Annotated in this window: 23 protein-coding genes, 1 tRNA gene and 1 pseudogene; 19 read left to right on the forward strand and 6 right to left on the reverse strand. The window is 37.0% G+C overall.

The genetic code is table 11. The features are described 5' to 3' along the window. The first annotated feature begins 233 nt into the window (after nucleotides 1-233). From LRP84_RS09610 to LRP84_RS09635, 6 genes and pseudogenes are all read left to right on the forward strand, one after another. Nucleotides 234-609: pseudogene (locus LRP84_RS09610) on the forward strand (YaiI/YqxD family protein). 92 nt (nucleotides 610-701) lie between these two features. Continuing rightward, on the forward strand, nucleotides 702-2498 hold the full coding sequence (dnaG, locus tag LRP84_RS09615; RefSeq protein ID WP_230574876.1) for a DNA primase: 1797 nt from the start codon (nucleotides 702-704) through the stop codon (nucleotides 2496-2498). A gap of 59 nt (nucleotides 2499-2557) precedes the next feature. Beyond that, nucleotides 2558-3679, forward strand: coding sequence for an RNA polymerase sigma factor RpoD (gene rpoD, locus LRP84_RS09620; RefSeq protein WP_230574877.1), 1122 nt, complete (start codon nucleotides 2558-2560; stop codon nucleotides 3677-3679). Between the two features lie 385 nt (nucleotides 3680-4064). After that, nucleotides 4065-4424 (forward strand): cytochrome c550, encoded by a 360-nt coding sequence (gene cccA, locus LRP84_RS09625; RefSeq protein WP_230574878.1) that lies wholly within the window; start codon nucleotides 4065-4067, stop codon nucleotides 4422-4424. A gap of 424 nt (nucleotides 4425-4848) precedes the next feature. Continuing rightward, a complete protein-coding gene (locus tag LRP84_RS09630; protein WP_230574879.1) occupies nucleotides 4849-5556 on the forward strand; it encodes a tRNA (adenine(22)-N(1))-methyltransferase in 708 nt (235 codons plus the stop codon). Further along, nucleotides 5553-6674, forward strand: coding sequence for a Nif3-like dinuclear metal center hexameric protein (locus tag LRP84_RS09635; protein WP_230574880.1), 1122 nt, complete (start codon nucleotides 5553-5555; stop codon nucleotides 6672-6674). Before LRP84_RS09630 ends, LRP84_RS09635 begins: the two co-directional genes overlap by 4 nt. A 144-nt stretch (nucleotides 6675-6818) precedes the next feature. Here LRP84_RS09635 and LRP84_RS09640 read toward each other — a convergent pair whose 3' ends face one another. Then, nucleotides 6819-7760, reverse strand: coding sequence for a 4-hydroxy-3-methylbut-2-enyl diphosphate reductase (locus LRP84_RS09640; RefSeq protein ID WP_230574881.1), 942 nt, complete (start codon nucleotides 7758-7760; stop codon nucleotides 6819-6821). 90 nt (nucleotides 7761-7850) lie between these two features. Then, nucleotides 7851-8522 (reverse strand): VrrA/YqfQ family protein, encoded by a 672-nt coding sequence (locus LRP84_RS09645; RefSeq protein ID WP_230574930.1) that lies wholly within the window; start codon nucleotides 8520-8522, stop codon nucleotides 7851-7853. 208 nt (nucleotides 8523-8730) lie between these two features. Here LRP84_RS09645 and LRP84_RS09650 point away from each other — a divergent pair, with 208 nt between their 5' ends. Together LRP84_RS09650 and LRP84_RS09655 are read left to right on the forward strand one after the other, a co-directional pair. Then, nucleotides 8731-10041, forward strand: a complete 1311-nt coding sequence (locus LRP84_RS09650) for a DEAD/DEAH box helicase (RefSeq protein ID WP_230574882.1) — start codon at nucleotides 8731-8733, stop codon at nucleotides 10039-10041. A gap of 96 nt (nucleotides 10042-10137) precedes the next feature. After that, a complete protein-coding gene (locus LRP84_RS09655) occupies nucleotides 10138-11034 on the forward strand; it encodes a deoxyribonuclease IV (RefSeq protein WP_230574883.1) in 897 nt (298 codons plus the stop codon). Nucleotides 11035-11054: 20 nt separating this feature from the next. Here LRP84_RS09655 and LRP84_RS09660 read toward each other — a convergent pair whose 3' ends face one another. Continuing rightward, nucleotides 11055-11309 carry a DUF2624 domain-containing protein gene (locus LRP84_RS09660; RefSeq protein WP_230574884.1) on the reverse strand — a complete coding sequence of 85 codons (255 nt, stop codon included), beginning with the start codon at nucleotides 11307-11309 and terminating at the stop codon, nucleotides 11055-11057. 149 nt (nucleotides 11310-11458) lie between these two features. On the opposite strand from LRP84_RS09660, the gene LRP84_RS09665 reads away from it, so the two are divergent. The 4 genes from LRP84_RS09665 to LRP84_RS09680 all read left to right on the forward strand — a co-directional run bounded on the left by LRP84_RS09665 (nucleotide 11459) and on the right by LRP84_RS09680 (nucleotide 14526). Further along, nucleotides 11459-12337: a YitT family protein gene (locus tag LRP84_RS09665; RefSeq protein WP_230574885.1), complete on the forward strand. Its 879-nt coding sequence runs from the start codon at nucleotides 11459-11461 to the stop codon at nucleotides 12335-12337. A gap of 158 nt (nucleotides 12338-12495) precedes the next feature. Further along, nucleotides 12496-13269: a metal ABC transporter ATP-binding protein gene (locus tag LRP84_RS09670; RefSeq protein ID WP_230574886.1), complete on the forward strand. Its 774-nt coding sequence runs from the start codon at nucleotides 12496-12498 to the stop codon at nucleotides 13267-13269. Next, on the forward strand, nucleotides 13266-14099 hold the full coding sequence (locus tag LRP84_RS09675; protein WP_098307796.1) for a metal ABC transporter permease: 834 nt from the start codon (nucleotides 13266-13268) through the stop codon (nucleotides 14097-14099). The genes LRP84_RS09670 and LRP84_RS09675 overlap by 4 nt, the downstream gene beginning before the upstream one ends. A gap of 13 nt (nucleotides 14100-14112) precedes the next feature. Beyond that, nucleotides 14113-14526, forward strand: coding sequence for a Fur family transcriptional regulator (locus LRP84_RS09680; RefSeq protein ID WP_098308046.1), 414 nt, complete (start codon nucleotides 14113-14115; stop codon nucleotides 14524-14526). Between the two features lie 52 nt (nucleotides 14527-14578). On the opposite strand, the gene ispG is transcribed toward LRP84_RS09680, so the two are convergent. From ispG to LRP84_RS09695, 3 genes are all read right to left on the reverse strand, one after another. Further along, nucleotides 14579-15670: a flavodoxin-dependent (E)-4-hydroxy-3-methylbut-2-enyl-diphosphate synthase gene (ispG, locus tag LRP84_RS09685; protein WP_413789174.1), complete on the reverse strand. Its 1092-nt coding sequence runs from the start codon at nucleotides 15668-15670 to the stop codon at nucleotides 14579-14581. 155 nt (nucleotides 15671-15825) lie between these two features. Continuing rightward, nucleotides 15826-16167 carry a protein YqfZ gene (yqfZ, locus tag LRP84_RS09690; protein WP_098307792.1) on the reverse strand — a complete coding sequence of 114 codons (342 nt, stop codon included), beginning with the start codon at nucleotides 16165-16167 and terminating at the stop codon, nucleotides 15826-15828. 65 nt (nucleotides 16168-16232) lie between these two features. Next, nucleotides 16233-17000 carry a DUF1189 domain-containing protein gene (locus tag LRP84_RS09695; protein WP_230574887.1) on the reverse strand — a complete coding sequence of 256 codons (768 nt, stop codon included), beginning with the start codon at nucleotides 16998-17000 and terminating at the stop codon, nucleotides 16233-16235. A 222-nt stretch (nucleotides 17001-17222) separates the two neighbouring features. Between LRP84_RS09695 and LRP84_RS09700 the strand changes: the two genes are divergently transcribed. The 7 genes from LRP84_RS09700 (at nucleotide 17223) to pstA (ending at nucleotide 25225) form a co-directional block, all read left to right on the forward strand. Then, nucleotides 17223-17296: transfer RNA gene (locus LRP84_RS09700), tRNA-Ile, on the forward strand. A 224-nt stretch (nucleotides 17297-17520) separates the two neighbouring features. Beyond that, a complete protein-coding gene (gene sodA / locus LRP84_RS09705; protein WP_230574888.1) occupies nucleotides 17521-18132 on the forward strand; it encodes a superoxide dismutase in 612 nt (203 codons plus the stop codon). 310 nt (nucleotides 18133-18442) lie between these two features. After that, nucleotides 18443-19720 (forward strand): MFS transporter, encoded by a 1278-nt coding sequence (locus LRP84_RS09710; protein WP_230574889.1) that lies wholly within the window; start codon nucleotides 18443-18445, stop codon nucleotides 19718-19720. Between the two features lie 108 nt (nucleotides 19721-19828). After that, nucleotides 19829-21946: a peptidoglycan D,D-transpeptidase FtsI family protein gene (locus LRP84_RS09715; protein ID WP_230574890.1), complete on the forward strand. Its 2118-nt coding sequence runs from the start codon at nucleotides 19829-19831 to the stop codon at nucleotides 21944-21946. 518 nt (nucleotides 21947-22464) lie between these two features. Then, nucleotides 22465-23373 (forward strand): PstS family phosphate ABC transporter substrate-binding protein, encoded by a 909-nt coding sequence (locus LRP84_RS09720; protein ID WP_437438773.1) that lies wholly within the window; start codon nucleotides 22465-22467, stop codon nucleotides 23371-23373. A gap of 33 nt (nucleotides 23374-23406) precedes the next feature. Then, nucleotides 23407-24357: a phosphate ABC transporter permease subunit PstC gene (gene pstC, locus LRP84_RS09725; RefSeq protein WP_230574891.1), complete on the forward strand. Its 951-nt coding sequence runs from the start codon at nucleotides 23407-23409 to the stop codon at nucleotides 24355-24357. 1 nt (nucleotide 24358) lies between these two features. Continuing rightward, complete coding sequence (gene pstA / locus LRP84_RS09730) at nucleotides 24359-25225, forward strand: phosphate ABC transporter permease PstA (RefSeq protein WP_230574892.1); 867 nt, start codon at nucleotides 24359-24361, stop codon at nucleotides 25223-25225. Nucleotides 25226-25240: the final 15 nt, after the last annotated feature.

Here is a 25240-nt window from a genome sequence, read left to right on the forward strand (position 1 = left end):
GCTTTTTTCACTCAATTATGAAAAATTAATTGACATGTAGCTAAGTTTAGAAAAATATATTATAATAAAAAATTGTGATAAAAACATTCATTTTACGTTTAGACTTTAATTTTTCAGAATAAACTAGGGATAGGATTTGTGAAGGGAATACTTTTACGTAAAATCGACAAAAATCTGAACAAGAAAACACACATTATGGAAGGATTCACAGAAGGGATGTAGAATAGAGAAATATGCAAAACATCACTAAAATTTTTGTTGATGCAGATGCATGTCCAGTGAAGGAAGAAATTTGGTTTATCTATCGCATCCTACGCCCATTAGTCAAGAAGCCAAGAAGGAAATTGGGTATATGTAGATTCTGCACAAGACGAGGTGGATTTTTACATCTATCAAGGTGCAAAAGCAGGAAATCTCGTTATCACACAAGATATGGGACTTGCTGGTCTTCTCGTCAAAAAAGGAGTATACGTATTATCTCCGCGCGGCACAATTGTGACCGATGAGCATATGGATACAATTTTATATAATCGATATGTATCTGCGAAGTTACGTAGACAAGGAACCTTTACAAAAGGGCCAAAATCATTTTCTAAGTGTGATCGATAATGTTTTTTGTCTAGTTTAGAAAAAATATTGTCGAATTATAAAGGAATTCTTTAGTTTGTATCGAATACAAAATACGACACGGAGATGGAGTTATGGGGAACAGAATTCCCGAGGAAGTTGTAGAACAAATTCGTACATCGTCTGATATTGTTGAAGTGATTGGGGAATATGTGCAGCTTAAAAAACAAGGTCGAAATTATTTTGGGCTTTGTCCTTTTCATGGCGAGAACTCACCGTCGTTTTCTGTTTCTGCTGATAAGCAAATTTTTCATTGCTTCGGATGCGGAGAAGGGGGAAATGTTTTTTCCTTTTTAATGAAAATAGACGGACTGTCTTTTGTGGAAGCTGTACAAAAATTAGGTGAGCGAAATGGAATTCCTGTTGCTAACTTTACATCAGACTTAGAGCAAAAACAAAACATATCTGATGATAGTATGATTATGTTGGAAGCTCATGAGCTTTTGAAAAAGTATTACCATCATCTTTTAGTAAATACAGAAGATGGGAAACAATCGCTTTCGTATTTGCTAGAGCGAGGTATTACGAAAGAAATGATTGCAAAATTTGAAATTGGGTATGCCACTCCTGCTTGGGATGCAGCGGCGAAAATCTTGCAAAAGCGAGGATTCTCACCAGCTGTTATGGAACAAGCTGGTTTACTTGTTCGCAGTGAGAAGGATGGCAGTTATCATGATCGTTTTCGTGGACGAGTTATGTTTCCAATTCATACACTGCAAGGAAAAGTAGCTGCTTTTAGTGGACGGGCATTAGGAGATGATACTCCTAAGTATTTGAATAGCCCAGAAACGCCTATTTTTCATAAAAGCAAGCTACTATATAATTTTCATCAAGCAAGGCCATTTATTCGAAAACGAGGGCAAGTTCTTCTCTTTGAAGGATATGCGGATGTTTTAGCAGCTGTGAAAAGTGGAATTGAAGAATCTGTTGCAACAATGGGCACTGCTTTAACTGAGGAACAGGCGAAGCTTCTGCGGCGTAATGTTGAAACTGTTGTTCTTTGCTATGATGGTGATAAAGCAGGACAAGAAGCAACAATGAAAGCAGGACAATTGTTATTGCAAACCGGTTGTGAAGTGAAAGTTGTCTCTATGCCAGATAAATTAGACCCTGACGAATATGTACAGCGATACGGGACAACACAGTTTCAGAAACTTGTACATGCAAGTATAAGTTTTGTTGGATTTAAAATAAATTATCTTCGTTTAGGGAAAAATTTGCAAGATGAATCTGGAAAAGAAGCTTATGTGAAAAGTGTTTTAAAAGAGTTAGCGTCATTGCAAGATGCAATGCAGGCAGAATCGTATTTGAAGGCATTGTCACAGGAATTTGCTTACTCAATGGAAACACTACTTGGGCAATTGCACCAATATCGCAAAGAACAAAAGGTACAGCAAAAACAGACAAAGCCAATTTCGCAGCCTTCTCAAATTGTTCATGCGAAGCCGAAATTTTCTGGTTTTGAAAGAGCTGAAAGAGAGCTTATTTATCATATGTTGCAAAGTGTAGATATCGCTTTTCGTATCGAGCCTCATATAGAAGATTTTCATACGGAAGAACATAAAGGGATTTTATATGAGCTATACGCATATTATGAAAAGGGAAATGAACCGTCAGTCGGAAACTTTTTAAGTTGGCTTTCTGATGAAAAGTTAAAAAATATTGTAACCAATATTTCAACAGATGAAATGATTAATCCCGAATACTCAGAAGAATTGCTTCAAGGTAACGTAGATGCTTTACGTCGGCATAAGCAAAAAATAAAGAAAATGGAAAATATTTTTACGCTCAAGCAAATGGAAAAAGAAGACCATTTGGCAGCAGCGCGTTTTTTCCAAGAGTATTTACAAAAGCGAAAAGCAAGAAAATAGCTTTTTGTATAAAAACTTATTATAATCATTGTTTGTATCTCGCGTAAGGAGGGGAACAAATGGCTGATAAACCAGCTCGTTCTAAACAAATTGAAACTGATATAACACTTGAGCAAGTGAAAGAGCAACTCACAGAGCTCGGAAAAAAACGTGGCGTTCTTACATATGAAGAGATCGCAGAACGCATGAGCGGATTTGATATTGAATCCGAACAAATGGATGAATATTATGAATATTTAGGTGAACAAGGAATTGATTTAGTTGGCGACAGCGATGAAGATCCAAACACGCATCAATTAGCCAAAACAGAAGAAGAGTTTGACTTAAATGATTTAAGTGTACCGCCAGGTGTAAAAATTAATGACCCTGTGCGCATGTACTTAAAAGAAATTGGTCGTGTTGACTTACTATCTGCTGAAGAAGAAATTGCCCTTGCAAAACGTATTGAAGAAGGCGATGAAGAAGCGAAGCGTCGCCTTGCAGAAGCAAACTTACGTCTTGTTGTAAGTATTGCAAAACGTTATGTTGGCCGCGGTATGCTTTTCTTAGACTTAATTCAAGAAGGGAATATGGGTCTAATTAAAGCAGTTGAAAAATTTGATTACCGCAAAGGGTATAAATTTAGTACGTATGCAACATGGTGGATTCGCCAAGCGATTACACGTGCAATTGCGGACCAAGCAAGAACAATTCGTATACCAGTTCATATGGTTGAAACAATCAATAAATTAATTCGTGTTCAACGTCAGTTATTACAAGATTTAGGTCGTGAGCCGTCTCCTGAAGAAATCGGTGAAGAGATGGATCTGGCTCCTGAAAAAGTACGCGAAATCTTAAAAATTGCACAAGAGCCAGTATCTCTTGAAACGCCAATTGGTGAAGAGGACGACTCTCATTTAGGTGACTTTATTGAAGACCAAGAAGCAACATCTCCTGCAGATCATGCAGCATATGAGTTATTAAAAGAGCAATTAGAAGATGTATTAGATACATTAACAGATCGTGAAGAAAATGTTCTTCGTCTTCGTTTCGGCTTAGACGATGGACGAACTCGTACGCTTGAAGAAGTTGGAAAAGTATTCGGCGTTACGAGAGAGCGTATTCGTCAAATTGAAGCAAAAGCGCTTCGTAAATTAAGACACCCAAGCCGTAGCAAACGTTTGAAAGATTTCTTAGAATAGAGATTTGTTTAAAGTTTACTTCATTAATATGGAGTAAACTTTTTTCTTTTGTTAATTTTTGTTAAAATTTAGCTATCGAAAGCAATTACAATTCTTGTAATTTATTTTACAGAATTGTCTTTTGATTTGCAAATGGTCATTTTTCGATTTTTCGATTAATTTCGTGTATTCCTAGCAAAAATGTGTGGAAAATATAACTGTTTATGATGAGAAAAGTGGATATTTATCAAAAATTTACGTGATTTTGTAGCAGAATAATTGATAGAATATATGGAATATTTTTAACTTATTATAGTTTGGTCTTTTCTGGTAGAGCGTTTTCAAGTACAATAGAAATGACTGAATCATCAAATTATTAGGGGATATAGAGGGGGAAAAAGAAAAAATGAAGCGTAATCCGTTAATTCCATTTGCTCTTATTGCTGTATTGGGAATTGTTATTATGTTTGTATTTTCATTTCAAGGCATGCATAAATCAAAGGAACTAGCTGAAGCGAAGAAACACGGGGGAAAAACGACACAAACAGCAGCAAAGCCTGAAGAGATTGTAAAACAAAGTTGTACAAGCTGTCATGGTGATCAGTTGCAAGGGGCAGTTGGTCCTAATTTACAAAAAGTTGGCGGCAAGCTTTCAAAAGATCAAATCCAAGAAGTTATTTTAAAAGGAAGAGGAAATATGCCAGCAGGTATTATTCCGGCGGATCAAGCATCAAAAGTTGCGGATTGGTTATCGAAGAAAAAATAATATTTTATTACATAGATAACTCTTTGCGCCTAAGCGAAGGGTCTTTTTTTGTTCCGTTATTCGTGGGTAGTAAGTTCTCACCTCGAGATTATCCCGCATTAACGGGCAGTAAGACCCCACCTCAAGAGGCAGAGAGAACTAAGAAGATAGGTGGGGATAAAAAAATCCCCACTGATGGAAGTTTCACTTTATTATGTTTGCTTTCTGTTTGCCTTCTTTTTAAAATAGGATAAAGATAATCGTAACAAAGCAATGTGAGGACTACATGAAACAATTATTTTTTGATATATGGATAAATTGGGAGAAAGGCTTTCGAAAAATAAATGCTTTGTAAGGGAAGAGAAATGATTTATTCCCTTGCAACAACGACTATAAATTCTTTATCATGGAGACAGACTGAAAAGAGAAGGAGTAATTGAAACAAATGAATGAAGTAAAGCTTTCAAAACGATTAGAAGAAGTGGTGCTTGAAATTCCAACAGGTTCCACTGTTGCAGATATTGGTTCGGATCATGCTTATTTACCTTGCTATACGATTTTACATAATATTGCCACACAAGCGGTAGCGGGAGAGGTTGTAGAAGGTCCGTTCCGTTCTGCTCAAGCTACAGTAGCAGAGTGCGGATTGCAAGATAAAGTGAACGTACGTAAAGGGAATGGCTTAGAAGTAATCGCGCCAGGTGAAGTAGATGTAATTACAATTGCAGGTATGGGTGGTGCGTTAATTCGTGATATTTTAGAGAATGGAAAAGAGAAGCTTATTGGTGTAACTCGTTTAATTCTACAACCTAATATTGCTGCGCATCATATTCGTGAATGGTTTATTGAAAATGGCTGGGAATTAATAAAAGAAAAAATTGTAAAAGAAGACGGGAAGATTTACGAAATTTTAGTAGGGGAACAGGGCAATACCCTTGCACCGTACAATGAGAAAAAAGAAGAAGCTTTATTAATGGGACCATTTTTAATGAAAGAGAAAAATGAAGCGTTTGTAGAAAAATGGGAGAGCGAGCGAAAAAACTTTAAAAATATTTTCAAGCAATTAGAACTTGCGACAGAGACAGAAGATACAAAAGCAAAGCGTGCAGAAGTGTTAGAGAAGATACGTATGATTGAGGAGGTTTTATCGTGAGTAAAACGCCGAATGGATATGAAATCATTTCTTTATTTGAAAGTATGTACCCAAAACATTTAGCAGTCGAAGGTGATAAGGTTGGATTGCAAATTGGGGCATTAAATAAATCGGTAGAGAATGTTTTAATCGCTCTTGATGTAACGGAAGGCGTTGTACAAGAAGCGATAGAAAAAGGGGCGAATTTAATTATTGCTCATCACCCGCTGATTTTTAATCCATTAAAAGTAATTCATACAGAGCAAGCATACGGACGTATTATTGAAATGTGTATAAAACATGATATTGCGGTTTATGCTGCTCACACAAATGTGGATATCGCAAAAGGTGGTGTGAATGATTTACTTGCAGATGCTTTAGGGCTGCAGGAAACGGAAGTGCTTGTTCCTACTTATGCAGAAGAAATGAAAAAGCTAGTTGTATTTGTTCCTTCTTCGCATGCAGAAACAGTACGTCAAGCGATTGGTGACGCAGGAGCAGGTCATATCGGCAATTATAGCCACTGTACGTTTAATAGTGGGGGGACTGGTACGTTTCTGCCGCAAGAAGGAACGAATCCGTATATCGGAGAGACAGGGCGTTTAGAACAGGTGGAAGAAGTTCGTATTGAAACAATTATCCCGGCTTCCTTGCAGCGTAAAATCATGAAAGCAATGCTAGGGGCACATCCGTATGAAGAAGTTGCATACGATATTTATCCGCTAGAGAACAAAGGTGAAACATTAGGGCTTGGGAAAATTGGATATTTACCACAAGAAATGACATTACAACAGTTTGCAGCGCATGTGAAGGAATCCCTTGAAGTGAAGGGAGCTCGCGTTGTTGGGAACTTACATGATACTGTGAAGAAAGTAGCGGTACTTGGCGGGGATGGAAATAAATATATAAAGCAAGCGAAGTTTAAAGGAGCAGACGTATATGTAACAGGAGATATGTATTATCATGTTGCGCATGATGCGATGATGTTAGGGTTAAATATTGTAGACCCAGGGCATAACGTGGAGAAAGTGATGAAAAAAGGCGTGCAAAAACAATTACAAGCAAAAGTAGATGAGAGAAAGTTTACTGCGCGTATTCATGCTTCAGAATTACATACCGATCCATTTACATTTGTATAAAATGCAAAGTAAAATCCGTTATCTCATAAGATAACGGATTTATTTGTATTATCTCGCTATTTGTGGGAGGATTACTGCCCGTAAAAGCCTGATTGGTGAGATCTTTCCATCAGTGAGGGGAACCTCACTGATGGAAGTTTCACTTTATTTTGCCTTTACTTTTGGTAAGATTTTTTGTAATGGTACGTTTCGCTTACGCTCCCACGTTGCAGGATTTGTTGGATCGTACTGTTCAAAAAATGCGATTACTTCTTTTGTAATAGGTGTTGGTGTAGAAGCGCCTGCAGTAATAGCGACTGTTTCTACGCCTTGTAGCCATTCTAATTGAATTTCACTTACATCGGCAACGCGGTATGCTTTTGTGCTGGCAATTTCTTCAGACACTTGTGCAAGACGGTTAGAGTTATTACTTTTTGGATCGCCAACAACAATTGTTAAATCAGCAGCAGTTGCTTGTTTTGCGACAGCCTCTTGACGCACTTGCGTAGCAAGGCAAATCTCTTTATGAAATTCTGCTGTTGGAAACTTTTCTTGGATTTTCTCCATAATATGTTGAACATCCCATTGACTCATCGTCGTTTGATTTGTGACCAAAATTTTATCAGTTGGAATGGTAAGTGTTTCAAGATCTGCTGCTTTCTCAATGAGATGGACAATATCTGGAGCAATCCCAACTGCACCTTCAGGCTCAGGATGTCCTTTTTTACCGATATAAATAATATGGTAGCCTTCTTCTTTTTTTGCCTCAATTAAGTCGTGTGTTTTTGTTACGTCAGGACATGTCGCATCAATTGTTGTTAGTCCTTTTTCTTTTGCGCGTTGCTTTACTTCAGGAGATACACCGTGAGCTGTAAAAATAACAGTTCCAGTCTCAATTTTCTCTAAAATATCTAAGCGGCTTGGGCCATCAAGCGTAATAATGCCATCTTCTTCAAACGCGTCTGTTACGTGTTTGTTATGGACAATCATCCCTAAAATATAAATTGGTCTTGGTAAAGTTTTATCAAGCGCTGCATTGCGCGCGATGACCATCGCGTCTACAACACCGTAGCAATAGCCGCGAGGGGAAATTTTAACAATTTTCATGTAATTAATCCGCTCCTTTAAAAAAGGATTTGTTTTATAAAGTCAATCCTTTTTATTATAAAGGAGAAGGAGGCGGATGACAAAGAAATGTTACACATATAATTTTGGTTTAGGAGTAGTAGGTTGTAAGGTTTCTACGTTTGCATCATCTCCAAGTGTGATTTGAGAAGTAAGTGGCTTGCTTGTAATAGGTATTTGTTTAGGTGGAGTGGGAGGTATTATTTCGACTTCTTCTGTTTGTTTTTCCTCAGTACTTTTTCCAGATGTAAGTATTTTCATTATGTTAGGAATACTACGGACGATCGGACCATATTGTTGCACGACAGGTCCAACAGATTGGGCCATTTGGACAACTTTTTCAACGTTGTTTAGCATTCCAGTGGGGTTTGAAATGAAGTTAGTGAAAAAACTGCCAATTCCACTAGGTGCACTTCCTGCAGCTCCTCGTATTTCGTTTGCTATCCCTCGTGTTTCATTTGGTGCTATCATTTGAGGTTGCATCATTCTTTGCTGTGGCTGCTGCTGCTGCATATATGGATTGTTTTGCTGGTATGGTATATTTGAGTACGTTTCCGTTTGTCTATAAGGGGGCATCATATGCATATAATCTGCAGCTGGTTTCTGTTTTTGAAACAATTTTGCAAGAAATCCTTTCTTTTTAGGCATCATCGGTTGCATACCCGGTGACGGTTGCATACCCGGTGACGGCTGCATACCTGGTGACGGATACATCGTATAAGGATAGGGAGGCTGACCGTACATTTGTTGATATGGAGGAGATTTCATACGCATTAGGAAATCCTCCTTTCTTCAATTTGGTAATATACACCACAATATGCAATTGACAGTAAGAAGGTTAGTTTTTCCTCTGAAAAGCTAAACTAAAGATAGATTTTACTGGTAGATTTCGATATAATGTTAACTTGACTGATTAATGAACGCAGTAGAAATAAGGAAGAAGGTGGAATGTATGACAGTGCAAACATTTACACAGTATAATTTTCAACCATTTTTAATAGATGCAATTCGTGAATTACGTTTTTCAGAACCGACAGAAATTCAACAGAAGATTTTCCCGGTCGTGAAAAAGGGCATTAGCATTATCGGGCAATCACAAACAGGATCTGGAAAAACACACGCGTATTTACTTCCAACGTTAAATCGTATTGATGCAAGCCGAGAGGAAGTACAGCTCGTAATTACAGCTCCAACTCGTGAATTAGCACAGCAAATTTATGAAGAAATTGTAAAGATAACAAAGTTTTGTGAAGAAGACAAAATGATTACAGCACGTTGTTTTATCGGTGGGACAGATAAACAGCGTTCAATTGAAAAGTTGAAGAAACAACCGCATGTTGTTGTCGGAACACCTGGCCGTATTAAAGATTTAGTGGAAGAGCAAGCGCTATTTGTACATACGGCTTCTGTTATTATTGTCGATGAAGCAGATTTAATGCTTGATATGGGCTTTATTCACGATGTGGATAAAATTGCAGTGCGTATGCCGAAAAATTTACAAATGCTTGTTTTCTCAGCGACAATTCCGCAAAAGTTAAAACCATTTATGAAGAAATATATGGAGAATCCAGAGCATATTCATATTAATCCGAAGCAAGTAGCGGCAGTTAATCTTGAACATCATCTTATTCCATCAAGACATCGCAATAAAGTTGAACTTGTGAAAAATATGTTACTGCAATATCAGCCGTATTTAGCGATTGTGTTTACAAATACAAAGAAAATGGCTGATCAAGTAGCTGATGGCTTAGCAGAGCGCGGTTTAAAAGTTGGTCGTATTCACGGTGATTTATCCCCTCGTGACCGTAAGAAAATGATGAAACAAGTTCGTGATTTAGAATTCCAATACATTGTAGCCACAGATTTAGCAGCACGTGGTATTGATATCGAGGGAATTAGTCATGTTATTAACTATGAAATTCCGTCCGATTTAGATTTCTTTATTCACCGTGTTGGTCGAACTGCACGTGCTGGGTACTCTGGTATTGCAGCAACAATTTACGATCCGGCTGATGAAGAAGCATTAGATACTTTAGAGAAGCAACGTCATATTGAATTCCAACATGTTGATTTGCGTGCAGGCGAGTGGATTGAATTAGGACCTCGTCGTCGTCGTCAAAGTCGTAAGAAACCGAATGATAAATTAGATGCTATGGCGCAAAAAGTTGTGAAGAAACCGAAAAAAGTAAAACCGAACTACAAGAAAAAACTTGAATGGGAACGCGAAAAAATTAAGAAAAAATATAGCAAAAAGAAAAGATAAGGGATTCCTTATCTTTTTTTGTGGAGAAGTTAGCAGTGTCAGGTTTCTACAAATTATGCTATCATTATAGCTATTGTATTTATAAGAGGTGATTACATGTTGAAAATTGGATCTCACGTTTCGATGAGTGGAAAGAAAATGCTATTAGCGGCAAGTGAGGAAGCTGTATCCTATGGTGCAACAACGTTTATGGTTTATACAGGGGCACCGCAAAACACGAGAAGGAAACCGATTGAAGATTTAAATATAGAAGCTGGACGTAAACATATGGAACTTCATGGGATTGAAGAAATCGTTGTTCATGCACCTTATATTATTAATATTGGTAACACAACGAAGCCTGAAACATTCCAACTAGGTGTGGATTTTCTTCGTATGGAAATTGAAAGAACATCAGCATTAGGTGCTGCAAAACAAATTGTGCTTCATCCAGGAGCGCATGTTGGAGCAGGTGCGGATGCAGGAATTCAAAAAATTATTGAAGGATTAAATGAAGTGTTAACAACTGATCAAACGGTGAACATTGCGCTAGAAACAATGGCTGGAAAAGGAACAGAGTGCGGGCGCAGCTTTGAAGAGCTTGCTAGAATCATTGATGGTGTAACACATAATGAGAAATTATCTGTCTGCTTTGATACTTGTCATACACATGACGCTGGTTATGATATTGTTAATGATTTTGACGGTGTTTTAAACGAGTTTGATAAAATTATAGGTATTGATCGTTTGCAAGTATTGCACATTAATGATAGTAAAAATGAGCGCGGTGCTAGCAAAGACCGTCATGAGAATATCGGCTTCGGTCATATTGGTTATAAAACATTGCATCACATTGTGCATCATCCACAATTACAGCATGTACCGAAAATTCTTGAAACACCATATGTAGGTGAGGATAAACAAGATAAAAAGCCACCGTATAAATTTGAAATTGAGATGCTGAAAAACGGTATGTTTGATGAAGAGATTCTTCAGAAAATTAAAGGTCAATAAAAAAGGGGAGAACCCCTTTTTTATTTTGTTAATTTTTGGAATATAATATTGATTTGCTGTGCAGTAGCAGGAGAGGTAACCTTTGCAATTTGTTTTAAAAGTTGCAATCTTTCTTGATTATCATAAATATTAATATGTTTTCCTTGAATTAATGTAACGATTTTGTCTGCTTGTTCGCTTGTAATAGATACTCCATATTCTGTACTATATTTTAATAATTCTTTAGAAGTCATGGTGTTTAATTTTTTGTTTACAAACTGTTGAATGAGGTTCATGGTGCTGCCTCCTTTGTTTTGTCCTCATATCCGAATATATGTAGAATATGCTTGTATATATTCCAAAGCAGGCTGTTTTCTCATCAGAAAAAGAAGAGTATGCTATAATAAAAGAATAAGACTATATAAAAATCATTTAAGGAGGTAACATGGAAAAAAAACAGCATAGAAAAGAAAGTATAATTCATCTTTTGTATCGTCTTGTTATGATTGTAATAGGTGCTGGCTGTGCAGCAGTTGCACTCGAACTATTTTTAATTCCAAACAAAATTATTGATGGTGGTATTATTGGTGTTTCCCTCATATTAGATTACCTTACACCAAATATTTGGTGGCTAAGCTTTTCCACTTTAGTTGTAATCCTCAATTTACCATTTATGTACTCAGGTTATAAGCAAATCGGAAAAACATTTATGTTATCTTCAGTTTTTGCCGTTGTATGTTTAGCTTTCATTGAGTCAACATTACATTCTATTCAGCCCTTTACGACAGAGCCGATTTTAGCTACTGTCTTTGGCGGATTAATTTTAGGTGTTGGTGTTGGACTTGTAATTAGGCATGGCGGTTCATTAGATGGAGCGGAAATTCTAGGTATTTTACTAACAAAGAAATTACCGTTTTCTGTTGGTGAATTTGTGATGTTTATGAATATTTTCGTCTTTTCTTGGGCGGCATTTGTGTTTGGAGTAGAACAAGCAATGTATTCTGTTATGACATACTATATTGCCTTTAAAACAATTGATACAGTAATTCAAGGTTTAGATGAAACAAAAGCAGTTATTATTGTATCAGACTATTATGAAGAGGTATCAAATGCAATTTTACATCGGCTTGGTCGCGGAACAACGAAGTTGGTTGGGAAAGGTGGCTATACGGATAAAGAAAAAGAAGTCATCTATGCAGTTATTACTCGTTTAGAGGTAACGAAGCTCAAATCGATTGTTCATGAAGTAGATGAAAAGGCTTTTATTACCATTATGAATACGCAAGAAACAAAAGGTGCAAAATTTAAATCAGCAATTCACTAAAAGCAGAGTGATTTTCTCTGCTTTTTGCTATAATAGTAGGGTTGTCTAAAATGAGAGGGATATTTTAGGACAGATTGGTTTACAAGTCCTAATGAGCTATAATATAATTCAAATAGAAATAAATCGGAATCATTCTGGATTAAAATAGGTGAGATATAATGGAATATATATTAGAAATCGAGAATTTAACCTTTCGTTATGAAGAGCGAAATGTGTTAGAGAACATTCAATTACAAGTTCCTAAAGGAGCTTTTTTAGGTTTAGTAGGCCCAAATGGATCGGGAAAATCTACATTATTGAAATGTATATTAGGTATTTTAAAACCGAAGCAAGGAACGATTCGGTTGTTTAGTGTCGATAGTAAAAAGTTTAAAAATTGGAATAAAATTGGATATGTTTCACAAAAGGCAAATAGCTTCAACTCTGGATTCCCAGCAACTGTATTTGAAGTTGTTTCGATGGGACTTGTTTCTAAAAAAGGTTTGTTTCGTTTTTTATCAAAATCTGATAAAGAAAAAGTAAGACAGGCTATCGACAATGTTGGAATGAGTGATTTTGCAACTCGGAATATTGGAGAGCTTTCCGGAGGACAACAGCAGCGCGTCTTTATTGCAAGAGCACTTGTCAGCGATCCAGAGCTATTGATTTTAGATGAACCGACAGTAGGTGTAGACGTAAAAAACGTTGAGAGTTTTTACGAAATGCTTGCACACTTAAATAAGAAATTAGGAATTACACTTATTCTTGTGACGCATGATATTGGCGCGGTAACAGAAAAAGTGACGCATGTGGCTTGCTTAAATCAGCATTTACATTTCCATGGAAATGTAGAGACATTCCGAGAGTTAGAAGATGCTGAAATGTCGTTGTTATATGGTCATCATGTTCATCGTTTAGAGCATGATCACGAGCATCACGGGGGGATACGATGATACAGGATTTTTTGCAATATGACTTTTTACGAAATTCTTTATATGCTGGAATTTTAATTGGAATTGTTGCCCCGCTGCTAGGTGTTTTTGTTGTAATTCGTCGTTTATCATTCATTGCTGATGCGTTAAGTCATGTTACGTTGTCAGGTATTGCAGCGAGCTTATTACTAGAAAAAACAGTATTTACCGGTGGCTTTTTAAATCCATTATATATGGGAATGGTATTTTCTATTGGCGGTGCCTTACTCATTGAAAAATTAAGAACGGTATATAAACATTATCAAGAATTAGCAGTTCCAATTATTTTATCAGCTGGTATTGGAATTGGTGTTGTGTTCATTTCGCTTGCGAATGGATTTAATACAGATTTATTTAGTTATTTGTTTGGTAGTGTGAGCGCGGTAACAAGCGGCGATTTACTCATTATTGGATTGGTTGCTATTGTTGTGCTCGTTGTTATCATTTCATTATACAAAGAACTGTTCTTATTATCTTTTGATGAAGAATATGCTGTAGCAACAGGTTTGCGTGCAAAATGGATTCACTTTATTTTTATTATTTTAGTTGCACTTGTGATTGCGGTTTCGATGCGTGTTGTCGGTATTCTTCTCGTTTCATCGTTAATGACATTACCAGTTGCAGCGAGTATTCGCATTGCGAAAGGATTTAAGCAAACGATTTTTTACTCTATTGTATTTGGGGAAATTTCGGTAGTCGGAGGTATGTTAGCTTCTTATCAGCTTGACATCGCTCCAGGTGGTACAATTGTTGTGTTAGCAGTTCTTATTTTAATTGGTGCAATCTTATGGGAGAAGAAAAAAACTGCGTAAAGTAGGGATGATTATGAATCTTACAGAAGCTTTACACCTTATGAAGGAGAAAGGCTATAAACATACCGGAAAAAGAGAAGAGATGCTTCGCCTATTTGCGGCTCACAATAAATATTTAACAGCGAGAGATGTTTTAGCTAATATGAAAGATGATTATCCGGGATTAAGTTTTGATACCATTTATCGCAACTTAACTGTATTTGTAGAAATTGGTATTTTGGAACAGACTGAATTAAATGGTGAAAAGCATTTTCGCTTCAAATGTTCTACTACAGAACACCATCACCATTTCATTTGTTTAGATTGCGGGGGAACGAAGGAAATTACATCGTGTCCAATGGAACTAATGAATAAAGATTTTAAAGGATTTGAAGTAACTGGGCATAAGTTCGAAATATATGGACGCTGTCCGAAGTGTGCACAATAAAAAGCTTGTCAGTTTTGAAACTGACAAGCTTTTTTATTAGAATTTTTTCACCTTATTTTTCTTGTTTTGCCGCATATTCTGCTGCAATTTTATCAATTTCTTTTTTTAATTCTTCTACCATTGTTTCTTCTGGTACTTTACGTACAATTTCGCCTTTACGGAAGAGTAGACCTTCTCCGCGTGCTCCGGCAATCCCGATATCAGCTTCACGTGCTTCACCAGGACCATTTACTGCGCAGCCAAGTACCGCAACTTTAATCGGTGCTTTAATTTTTGAAATATACTCTTCTACTTCATTTGCGATGCTAATTAAGTCAATTTCAATACGTCCACAAGTTGGACAAGAGATTAATGTAGCAGCGTTAGAAGCAAGGCCGAATGATTTTAATAGTTCACGTGCTACTTTTACTTCTTCAACTGGGTCTGCACTTAACGAAATACGTAGTGTGTTACCGATGCCTTTGCTTAAGATAGCTCCAAGACCAGCTGCACTTTTTACAGTTCCAGCAAATAAAGTTCCAGACTCTGTAATACCAAGGTGTAATGGGTAATCGAAAGCACGTGATGCTTTTTCGTATGCTTCAATTGCTAAGTTCACATCGGACGCTTTCATCGATACGATGATATCGTGAAAATCTAGATCCTCTAAAATTTTAATGTGATGCAATGCGCTTTCTACCATGCCATCCGCTGTTGGGTATCCATATTTTTCTAAAATGTGACGTTCTAATGAACCTGCATTTACACCGATGCGAATTGGAATACCGCGTTCTTTTGCAGCATTTACAACTGCTTCAACTTTATGGCGGCGACCGATGTTTCCTGGGTTGATACGAACTTTATCAATACCGCCTTCAATTGCTTTTAATGCTAGGCGATAGTCAAAATGAATATCAGCAACAAGAGGGATATTAATTTGTTTTTTAATATCAGCAATTGCGTTTGCAGCGCGCTCATCTGGAACGGCTACACGGACAATTTGACAACCTGCTTCTTCTAAACGTTTAATTTCGGCAACTGTTGCTTCCACATCATGCGTTTTTGTTGTTGTCATACTTTGTATAATTAATTCATTATTACCGCCGATTGTTAAATTTCCAACTTTAACAGGACGTGTTTTTGTACGATGAGTTATTTCATTCACGAATAGATCGCTCTCCTTATAAAAGAAGTTTCTTATTTTGTAGACAAATACATTTATATTGTATGCATTATTTGTCTCGTGAAGCCAAATGTCTAGCTTCACTTTTTCTATTGTATCAGCGCTTTGCTGCAATTGACAAGAATTATGTGATACTATTATGGATAGAGAGGGAATTTGTATTTTTTCCCAATTTGTAATTTTGCAGGAGATTCACTTTGGTTTAATCCTTTAAAATCTGTAACAACCTTTTCAATAGAAGGGATTTTTTTTTTGTTAATTTCCTCTGTAATGGATAGAACGGTATCGCCTGTTTTTACTTCAATGATTTTATATTTTGTTGATGATATATTTTCTTTTTGGTCGTTCTTTGAAGCTTTAGCCGAAGTTTCTTTTGTTTTGGAATATGTATGAAGTAACGGTAAAGTGCCGATTGTCATATCGTAGTACAAGACGTAACCGAGAACAAGCAACAATAAGACACCACCAAGTCTTTTCATATTTCTTCACTCCTTTGTAGAGAAATATATGCTTGTCCAAAAAAAAAATGCCTGGAAGGCATTTTTTATAGTGAATTTTTTTCTTTTGGTTTTGGTACTTCTTTTATTGTTAAATAAAGAACAATCAGAACAACGGTAATAAATAGAAACAACGAGCCTGGGACGTTAATGTTTAACAAATCCATTATCATAAAGAATATAGTTGGGATTGTATAGCTGTAGGCAGTTAATGTCCAAATTTGTTTGTACGATAGTTTACGCTGTCCGCTCATTGCAGAGCCGATAAATGCTAATAGCGTAACGCCAAGGAATGTAATGAAGAGCTGGAATAAGTAAATAAGTATTCCGATAACGAACATAGCAACTGGATATATGCTATCGACAAATGAAACTAATTCTTGAATATCTTTCTTTTCAAAAGTCGTATTTCCTAAGTCACTATATGGAAATGATTGTGTTTTTTGTTCTGCTGTTGAAATCACTTTATCTTTTAAGATGAACACACCATCTCGGTTGGGATATGCACTTGCATCCGTTGCATTTGGATCAAATACAAAAATAAAATCTGTGTCATCTTTTACAATGGGTTTGTCGATGTCTGCGTGAAGTTCGCCATTTTCAATTTTAAAATCAGGTACATCTTTTTCGATAGAATGATTAACCAGACTGATGCCATCTTGAATGAAACTTCCAAATAGAATCGTTTTTGGAACGGTAGCAAGTAAACATAGCAACATTATGTAAAGAATCGTTTTTCCAATTTTTTGAAAACGAAAAAGTGCCATCTCTTTTGGTGCATATAAACTTTTAAACAATTGCGTAAATATGGACATGAATTCACTTCCTTCTTTTAAATATATTGATTTACCATCTCATTGTAACGTACGTTTCTAAAGAATCACAAGATATATCATGTGTGATATGAAAATACAATTGACACATTTCTTTTTATTATGGTAAATTTATCTTACATTTTTATATATACTTATACATTCCATGGTAGTTTAGCTGACTAGAGCATACAGGATGCCTTAGTAGTTATTCGTATATATTGTGGACCCTTAGCTCAGCTGGTTAGAGCAGACGGCTCATAACCGTCCGGTCGTAGGTTCGAGTCCTACAGGGTCCATACCCATTTCATATATTGATACATAACACATAGGCTTCCTTATAGAAGGAAGCTTTTTTTACAAAATGTATGAGCATTTCGTTTGAAAAGAAATGGGAAATTTGCTACTTTAATGTTAGCGAGGCAATACGTTAAATTTGTTTTCAGCCCTATGTAATTAGGGTAAAATGAATTTGTATGCCGAGTCATTATCGGCAAATACATACAATGGGAGGAATATAACAATGGCAAAACATGAATTACCAAATTTACCTTATGCGTATGATGCATTAGAACCTCATTTTGACAAAGAAACAATGAACATCCATCATACAAAACATCACAACACATACGTAACAAACTTAAATGCTGCATTAGAAGGACATGCGGAATTAGCAGAAAAAAGCATTGAAGAATTAGTTGCAAACTTAAACGAAGTGCCAGAGGCAATTCGCACAGCAGTACGCAATAACGGTGGTGGACATGCAAACCACTCTTTATTCTGGACAATCCTTTCTCCAAATGGCGGCGGACAACCAGTAGGTGAACTTGCAGGCGCAATTGAAGCAAAATTCGGCAGCTTTGATGCATTTAAAGAAGAGTTTGCAAAAGCAGGCGCAACTCGCTTCGGTTCTGGTTGGGCATGGCTTGTTGTAAACAATGGTGAATTAGAAGTAACAAGCACACCAAACCAAGATACTCCATTAATGGAAGGTAAAACTCCGATTTTAGGACTAGACGTTTGGGAGCATGCATACTACTTACATTACCAAAACCGTCGTCCTGACTACATCGGTGCATTCTGGAACGTTGTAGATTGGAACGCAGTTGAAAAACGTTACCAAGACGCAAAATAATTATAATTGTAAAAGCTAGGAGATGTTTCTCCTAGCTTTTTTTGTTTTCTCACACCGGTCCGATTGGTAGAGCTCCCATCAATGGAGAAAAACGCTCCATTGAAAGAAGTTTCACTATCCCCCGCTCAAACAGACAATAGGAGGACTTACAGGGAAGGAGAGAGCAAATCGCCTGTAAGAGCCCGATTGGTTCAACTAACCGTCAATGGAGAAAAACACTCCAGTGACGGAAGTTTCACTTTACCCCTTCTTCTTTACATAATTGTGTTCTTCTTTGGAAGACTAGAACATGAAGTAAAGGAGAGTTCATATGAAATGGAAACATTTAATTGGCGATGTTGAGGTGAATCGTGACTTAGTATTATTACTCATAATTGGCGGGTTATATGCGTTGGCTATTTCGTTGTCGAATACGTTTGTTAATATTTATTTATGGAAACAAACGAAGGACTTTGTGAATATTGGCCTTTATAATTTAGCAAGCGTTGTTTTACAACCACTGACATTTCTTGTTGCTGGAAAATTAGCGAAACGAGTAGATCGTACGATTTTGCTCCGAATTGGTGTGACAACATTAGCTATTTTTTTTATTGTTGTATTACTAACAGGAACAAATGCTTCGCAGTATATTTTACTAATCGGCAGTTTACTTGGAATAGGATATGGATTTTACTGGCTCTCATTTAATTTATTAACATTTGAAATTACAGAGCCGGAGACACGTGATTTTTTTAACGGATTTCTCGGATTGCTTAGCTCATTTTCGGGCATGATTGGTCCAATTGCATCCGGATTTATCATTTCGCGTATGGAAAAGTGGAGTGGTTATACATTCGTTTTTTTTCTGTCTTTAACCTTATTTACTATTGCAGTTGTTGTCAGTTTTTTTCTTACAAAGCGTGAATGTGAAGGGCGTTATGAACTTGTTGAAGTAATGAAAGAGAGAAAGAATAATAAAAACTGGGGAAGAATTACACTTGCTCACTTTTTTCAAGGTTTGCGAGAAGGTACATTTATATTTGTTATTTCTGTATATGTGTATTTGGCTTCTGGAAGCGAATTAGCGCTAGGAAAATATGGACTTGTGAATTCTGCTGTTTCTTTCATTTGCTACTATTTAGTAGCACGTGTATTGAAAAAAGAATGGAGAAAAAAAGCCATTTTACTCGGTGGAATCATTTTATATGCAGTTGTATTTTTAGTTGTCTTTCATGTTACGTATACGAAATTGCTCATTTATGCAGCTTGTATTGCTGTGGCGTATCCAATCCTGCTTGTTCCATACGGTTCGATGACATATGATATAATTGGTAGAGCCAAACAAGCAAAGGAGCGGCGAGTGGAATATATTGTTGTTCGTGAACTATGGTTAAACGGAGGAAGAATTTGTTCCGTGTTAAGCTTCTTACTAGCGGTTTCGTTATTTCCGGCAGAAAAAAGCTTGCCTGTTTTATTATTAATATTGGGTGCTGGACATTTACTCATCTATTTTGCAATTCGAAATGTCAAATACGATGATGAAAAAGTGCATTCTACAGCGTTAGAAGTTGTACAAACGACTCAAAATACAACCGAAGGAGAAGGTTAACTTCTGCCCTATTTTATGTTAAAATAATAAAACGTATATGACAGTAGCGAGGACACCTGAAGAAGGTGTCCCTTTCCGCTTGCATAGCTGTTGGCAGAGGGGGTTCGTATGAGCAAGAAAAAGAAAAAGAAGAAAGCCACGATTCCGTTTCGATTAAATGTGTTGTTTTTTTGTGTGTTTTTACTGTTTTCGACAATTATTGTCCGCTTAGGAATGGTACAGATTGTACATGGTGAAGATTATAAAAATGAAGTAGATAGGAAGGAAAACTTAACGGTAAGTACCCCTGTTCCACGCGGAAAGATTTATGACAGGTATGGTCGTGCGGTTGTAGATAATACACCACTTCGAACGATTACGTATACAAGAATGAAGGGGTCGAAACCTGAAGAACGTTTAGAAACCGCAAAACAACTTTCGAAACTGATTGATGTACCGACTGATAAGTTAACAGAACGAGATAAAAAAGATTATTGGATGCTGTTAAATCCAGAGCGAGCAAAAGCAAAAATTACGAAAAAAGATGAAGCGGATTTGAAAGCGAAAAAGATTGACGATAAGCAACTGGCGCAGCGTCAACTCGACCGTATTACAGAAGCAGAATTAAATGAATTAACTCCACAGGATTTAGAAGTGTTAGCAATTAAGAGTAAAATGGATAGCGGTTATACAATGACGCCGCAAATTATTAAGAAAGATGCTACACCTGAAGAATATGCTGTAATTAGTGAGAACTTAGAAAAGTTGCCAGGGGTAGACACTACGGTTGATTGGGATCGTAACTATGCTTATGGTGATATGTTCCGTACTGTACTTGGCGGTGTAACGAGTTCTGATGAGGGATTACCGCGAGAGAATCTAGATTACTACTTAGTTCGTGATTATGATCGTAATGATCGCGTCGGAAAAAGTTATATTGAACAGCAATACGAAGACGTGTTACATGGTACAAAAGCAGAAGTGAAAAATATTACAGACTCAAAGGGTAATATTATTGAAACAGATTACGTATCTAAAGGAGAAAGTGGAAAGAATTTAACTCTGACTATTGATATGGAGCTGCAAAAGCAGGTTGAACAAATTATTGAGGAAGAAATGAAAAAAGCGAAAGCTTCAGGCGAAGCGGGCTATATGGACCGTGCGTTCGTTGTTATGATGAATCCGAAAAACGGAGAAATTTTATCAATGGCTGGTAAACAATTTGTGAATGAAAATGGACAACCTACTATACAAGATTATGCACTTGGCACCATGACGAGTTCATATGAAATGGGTTCAACTGTAAAAGGAGCAACTGTTTTGACAGGATATCAAACAGGAGCAATTCAACCGGGAGAAGTACTTGTTGATGAACCAATCAAACTTAAAGGTACGCCGGTGAAAAAATCATGGAAAACAATGGGGCCAATTAATGATTTAACAGCCCTGCAACAATCTTCAAACGTATATATGTTTAAAACAGCGATGAAAATCGCAGGTGTAGATTATGTTCCAAATGGTACATTAAGTATTAAACCAAAGGACTTTGATACAATGCGTTATTACTATAGTCAATTTGGTCTTGGAGTACCAACTGGAATAGATTTACCAAATGAAGTGTCTGGAGTAAAAGGACTGGAAGGAAAACCAGGGAACTTACTCGACTTAGCAATTGGACAGTATGACACATATACACCGCTTCAATTGGCGCAATATGTATCAACGATTGCGAACGGTGGTTATCGTATGAAGCCGCAGGTTGTAAAAGAAATTCGCAGGCCGACTTCCAAACCGGAAGATTTAGGTCCAGTAGTAGAATCGATGGAGCCGGTTGTTTTAAATCGGATAGATATGAAAGATGATTATATTAAGCGCGTCCAAGAGGGCTTTAAAATGGTAATGCAAACACAGAATGGAACAGGTCATTCTGCTTTTGCTAATGCGACATATGATCCGGCTGGAAAAACAGGAACGGCACAGGCAGCTTATGCTGGTCCAGATCAAAAAGAAGTAAGAGCACAGTTAGGTCAATCGCCAACTACGTATAATTTAACGATGGTTGGATATGCGCCGGCATCTGATCCGGAAATTGCATTTTCTGTTGTTGTTCCGTGGATGACCAATGATCACAATCCAATAAACAAAAATATTGCACGCCGAATTACGGACGCATATTTCGATTTGAAAAAGCAAGAAACTAGCGGACAAGCTGGACAACCAGCAGATACTACGAAAACAAATCAATAAGGATAAAAAATATGTGAGATTGGCACACTATCTGTGAAGATAGTGTGCTTTTTTTTATGTGTGCTGCATATAGTGATGACAGAAGTGTACAAGCTTATGGAATAAGGGTTGTGTTTTCGTAAATAATGAATGAAATGGGATTTATCCCGCATTAACGGGCAGTAAGACCCCCCACTGATGGAAGTTTCACTTTATCACGTTATTCGCAGACATTAAGACTCTCACCTCAATATTCAGAGAAAACAAAGAAGGTAGGAGGGGAAGCATTCACTGATGGAAGATAGGCTGCAGATGCATAATTACTTGTTCGTTAACGCATAGGAAATGTTGATATTTACGAAACTTTTACAAACTGTTAAAACCGAGTTAATAGTGCGGCATAATTGCTTGTTCGTTAACGTATAAAAAATGTTGATATTTACAAAACTTTTACAAACTATTAAAACCGAGTTAATAGTTCGGCATTATTCTTATATGTGTACTTCTGTTATCAGAAGGCCCCTAGGAGGAAATATTACGTGAAACGTAATAGAACATACACCATGGTTATATTATCAATATTTTTTTTATCTGCTCATACGTTACCTATTTCTGCTGCGAATATTGTAGGGGAAGTACAAATTGATGGATCTTCTACAATTTTTCCGATTATGGAAGCAGTAGCAGAAGAGTATACGAAAAGAGAACCCTCTGTAAAAATTTCCATTGGTATATCTGGAACAGGGGGAGGATTTCATCGTTTTGGAAAAGGCGAAGTGGATATGACGAATGCTTCTAGGCCAATGAAAAGAGAAGAAGAGAAACTTGCTAAGAAGCATCATATCACGTATACGCCACTTCAAATTGCTTATGATGGTCTTACACTTATTGTGAATCGTGAAAATACGTGGGCAGATAATCTTACAATAGAAGAATTACAAACAGTATGGAGTGAAAGTGGCACAACGAAAAAATGGTCACAAATTCATCCGAAATGGCCGCAGGAAACGATACAATTTTACGCACCAGGGGTAGATTCTGGTACGTACGATTATTTTCAAAATGTAGTGTTACAAAAAAAACTCATAACAAAAACAGTAACGTTATCCGAAGATGACAATGTTCTGATAAGAGGTGTTATGAGTAATAAACACGCAATTGCATTTGTTGGATATGCATACTATGCCGCGAATCGTGATAAAGTAAAGGCCGTGAAAATTAACGGTATTGCCCCAGCGAAAGAAACAATTCAATCCGGGGCATATAAGCCGTTGTCTAGGCCGCTCTATGTATATGTAAACAATTCTTCTATTCGAGCGAAAAAAAGCGTTGCGAATTATGTATCTTTTATGATGAAGCACGCAGGAGAGCTTGTAGAGGAGATTGGATATGTGAAGCTACCGCAATATAAATATAATCAACAGCTGCAAATGTTAACAGAAATATAAAAATAATGTCAGGATGGAGAGGGGTTTTCATCTTTGGCTCGTAATGATAAGAGTCGCGTTACGGTTTCTGTTCAACATTTGATTGAAAGAAATATAGGCAAGCGAAAGAAAGCACAGCGAATCAATCAAATGGTTCCTTTCGTACTACGAATAATCGCCAGTATTTCTATTGTTACAACGATAGGAATTATTGTAACTTTAGCAAATGAAACATTTATGTTTTTTGAAAGAGTATCAATGGTTTCCTTTTTTACAGAAAAAGAATGGCTTCCTTTTTTTGAAAATCCTAAGTTTGGTATTTTACCGCTTATATATGGAACTATGCTTGTTACTATCATTGCAATGGTTGTTGCGATTCCGATTGGATTAGGATGTGCAATATTTTTAAGTGAATACGCTTCTAGTGCAGCAAGAAAGGTATTAAAACCGGCATTAGAACTGCTAGCAGGGATTCCGACAATTGTATACGGTTTTTTTGCTTTAACAGTTGTTACACCGATTTTGCAGCGCGTCGTTCCGGATTTACAGTTTTTTAACGCACTTAGTCCAGGGATTGTAATTGGTATCATGATGATTCCAACGATTGCATCTCTTAGTGAGGATGCGATGCGTGCTGTTCCGAATCAGGTGCGAGAAGCTTCCTTTGCGATTGGGGCCACTCGTTTTGAAACGGCAAAGAACATTGTATTACCAGCAGCTTTTACGGGAGTTGTAGCAGCGATTGTGTTAGCCGCCTCAAGAGCAGTTGGTGAAACGATGATTGTTGTCATTGCGGGCGGTTCAACACCAAGCTTATCATTGGATCCGACACAGTCTATTCAGACGCTAACGGCTTATATTGTGCAAGTTAGCTTAGGGGATGCTCCTTATGGAACGCTGACCTATTACAGTATGTATGCTGTCGGAGCAACGCTATTTATTTTTACATTAATCATGAATATGATTGCGCAGTATATTATGCGTCGTTTTAAGGAGGCGACATAATATGCGTATGTTAAATGAGCGAAATATAGAAGAACACATGCCTTCTCGATTCCGGAAAGATCGTGTATGCAAGATTGCATTTCGTATAACTATGTTATTTTCACTTTGTATATTAATTTTTTTGCTGTACCAAATTTTCCAACAAGGCATAACATATATTTCATTTGAGTTTTTTACCAATTTTGCATCGCGAAATCCAGAGAAAGCTGGTATTGCAGCTGCTTTATCGGGAACGATTTTATTTATGAGTATTGTTACTCCTACTTCTTTTTTATTTGGAGTCGGAACAGCTCTTTATTTAGAATACTATGCCAAGCAATCATTGTTTACACGAATGATAAAAATCAACATTCAAACGTTGGCAGGAGTGCCATCTGTTGTTTTTGGATTATTAGGATTAACAATGTTTGTATATGGATTGCAGTTAGGTGAAAGTATATTGGCAGCAGCATTAACGATGAGTCTTCTCGTTTTGCCGACAGTTGTTGTAGCAGCGCAAGAGGCACTTCGATCTGTACCGAGATCTCTGTTAGAAGCTTCTTATGGAGTGGGGGCAACGAAGTGGCAAACGATGTCTCGTGTTGTTATCAAGGCAGCAATGCCAGGAATTTTAACAGGTTGTATTTTGGCATTATCACGAGCGATGGGAGAAGCAGCGCCATTACTTGTCGTTGGGGCACTTGCTTTTGCAAACTATGTACCGCTTGATGTATTTGATAAATTTACAGTTTTACCAATTCAAATCTTTAATTGGATGAGCAGGCCGCAGGAGGAGTTTCAACATGTAGCAGCAGCTGGAATTATTGTGTTACTACTGTTGTTGCTTTTTATAAATACTTTTGCAATATGGCTACGAAATCGTAAGTAAGAAAGACATGGATGA

It is taken from the genome of Bacillus rhizoplanae, assembly GCF_917563915.1.
In the GTDB taxonomy this organism is placed as follows: Bacteria; Bacillota; Bacilli; order Bacillales; family Bacillaceae_G; genus Bacillus_A; species Bacillus_A rhizoplanae.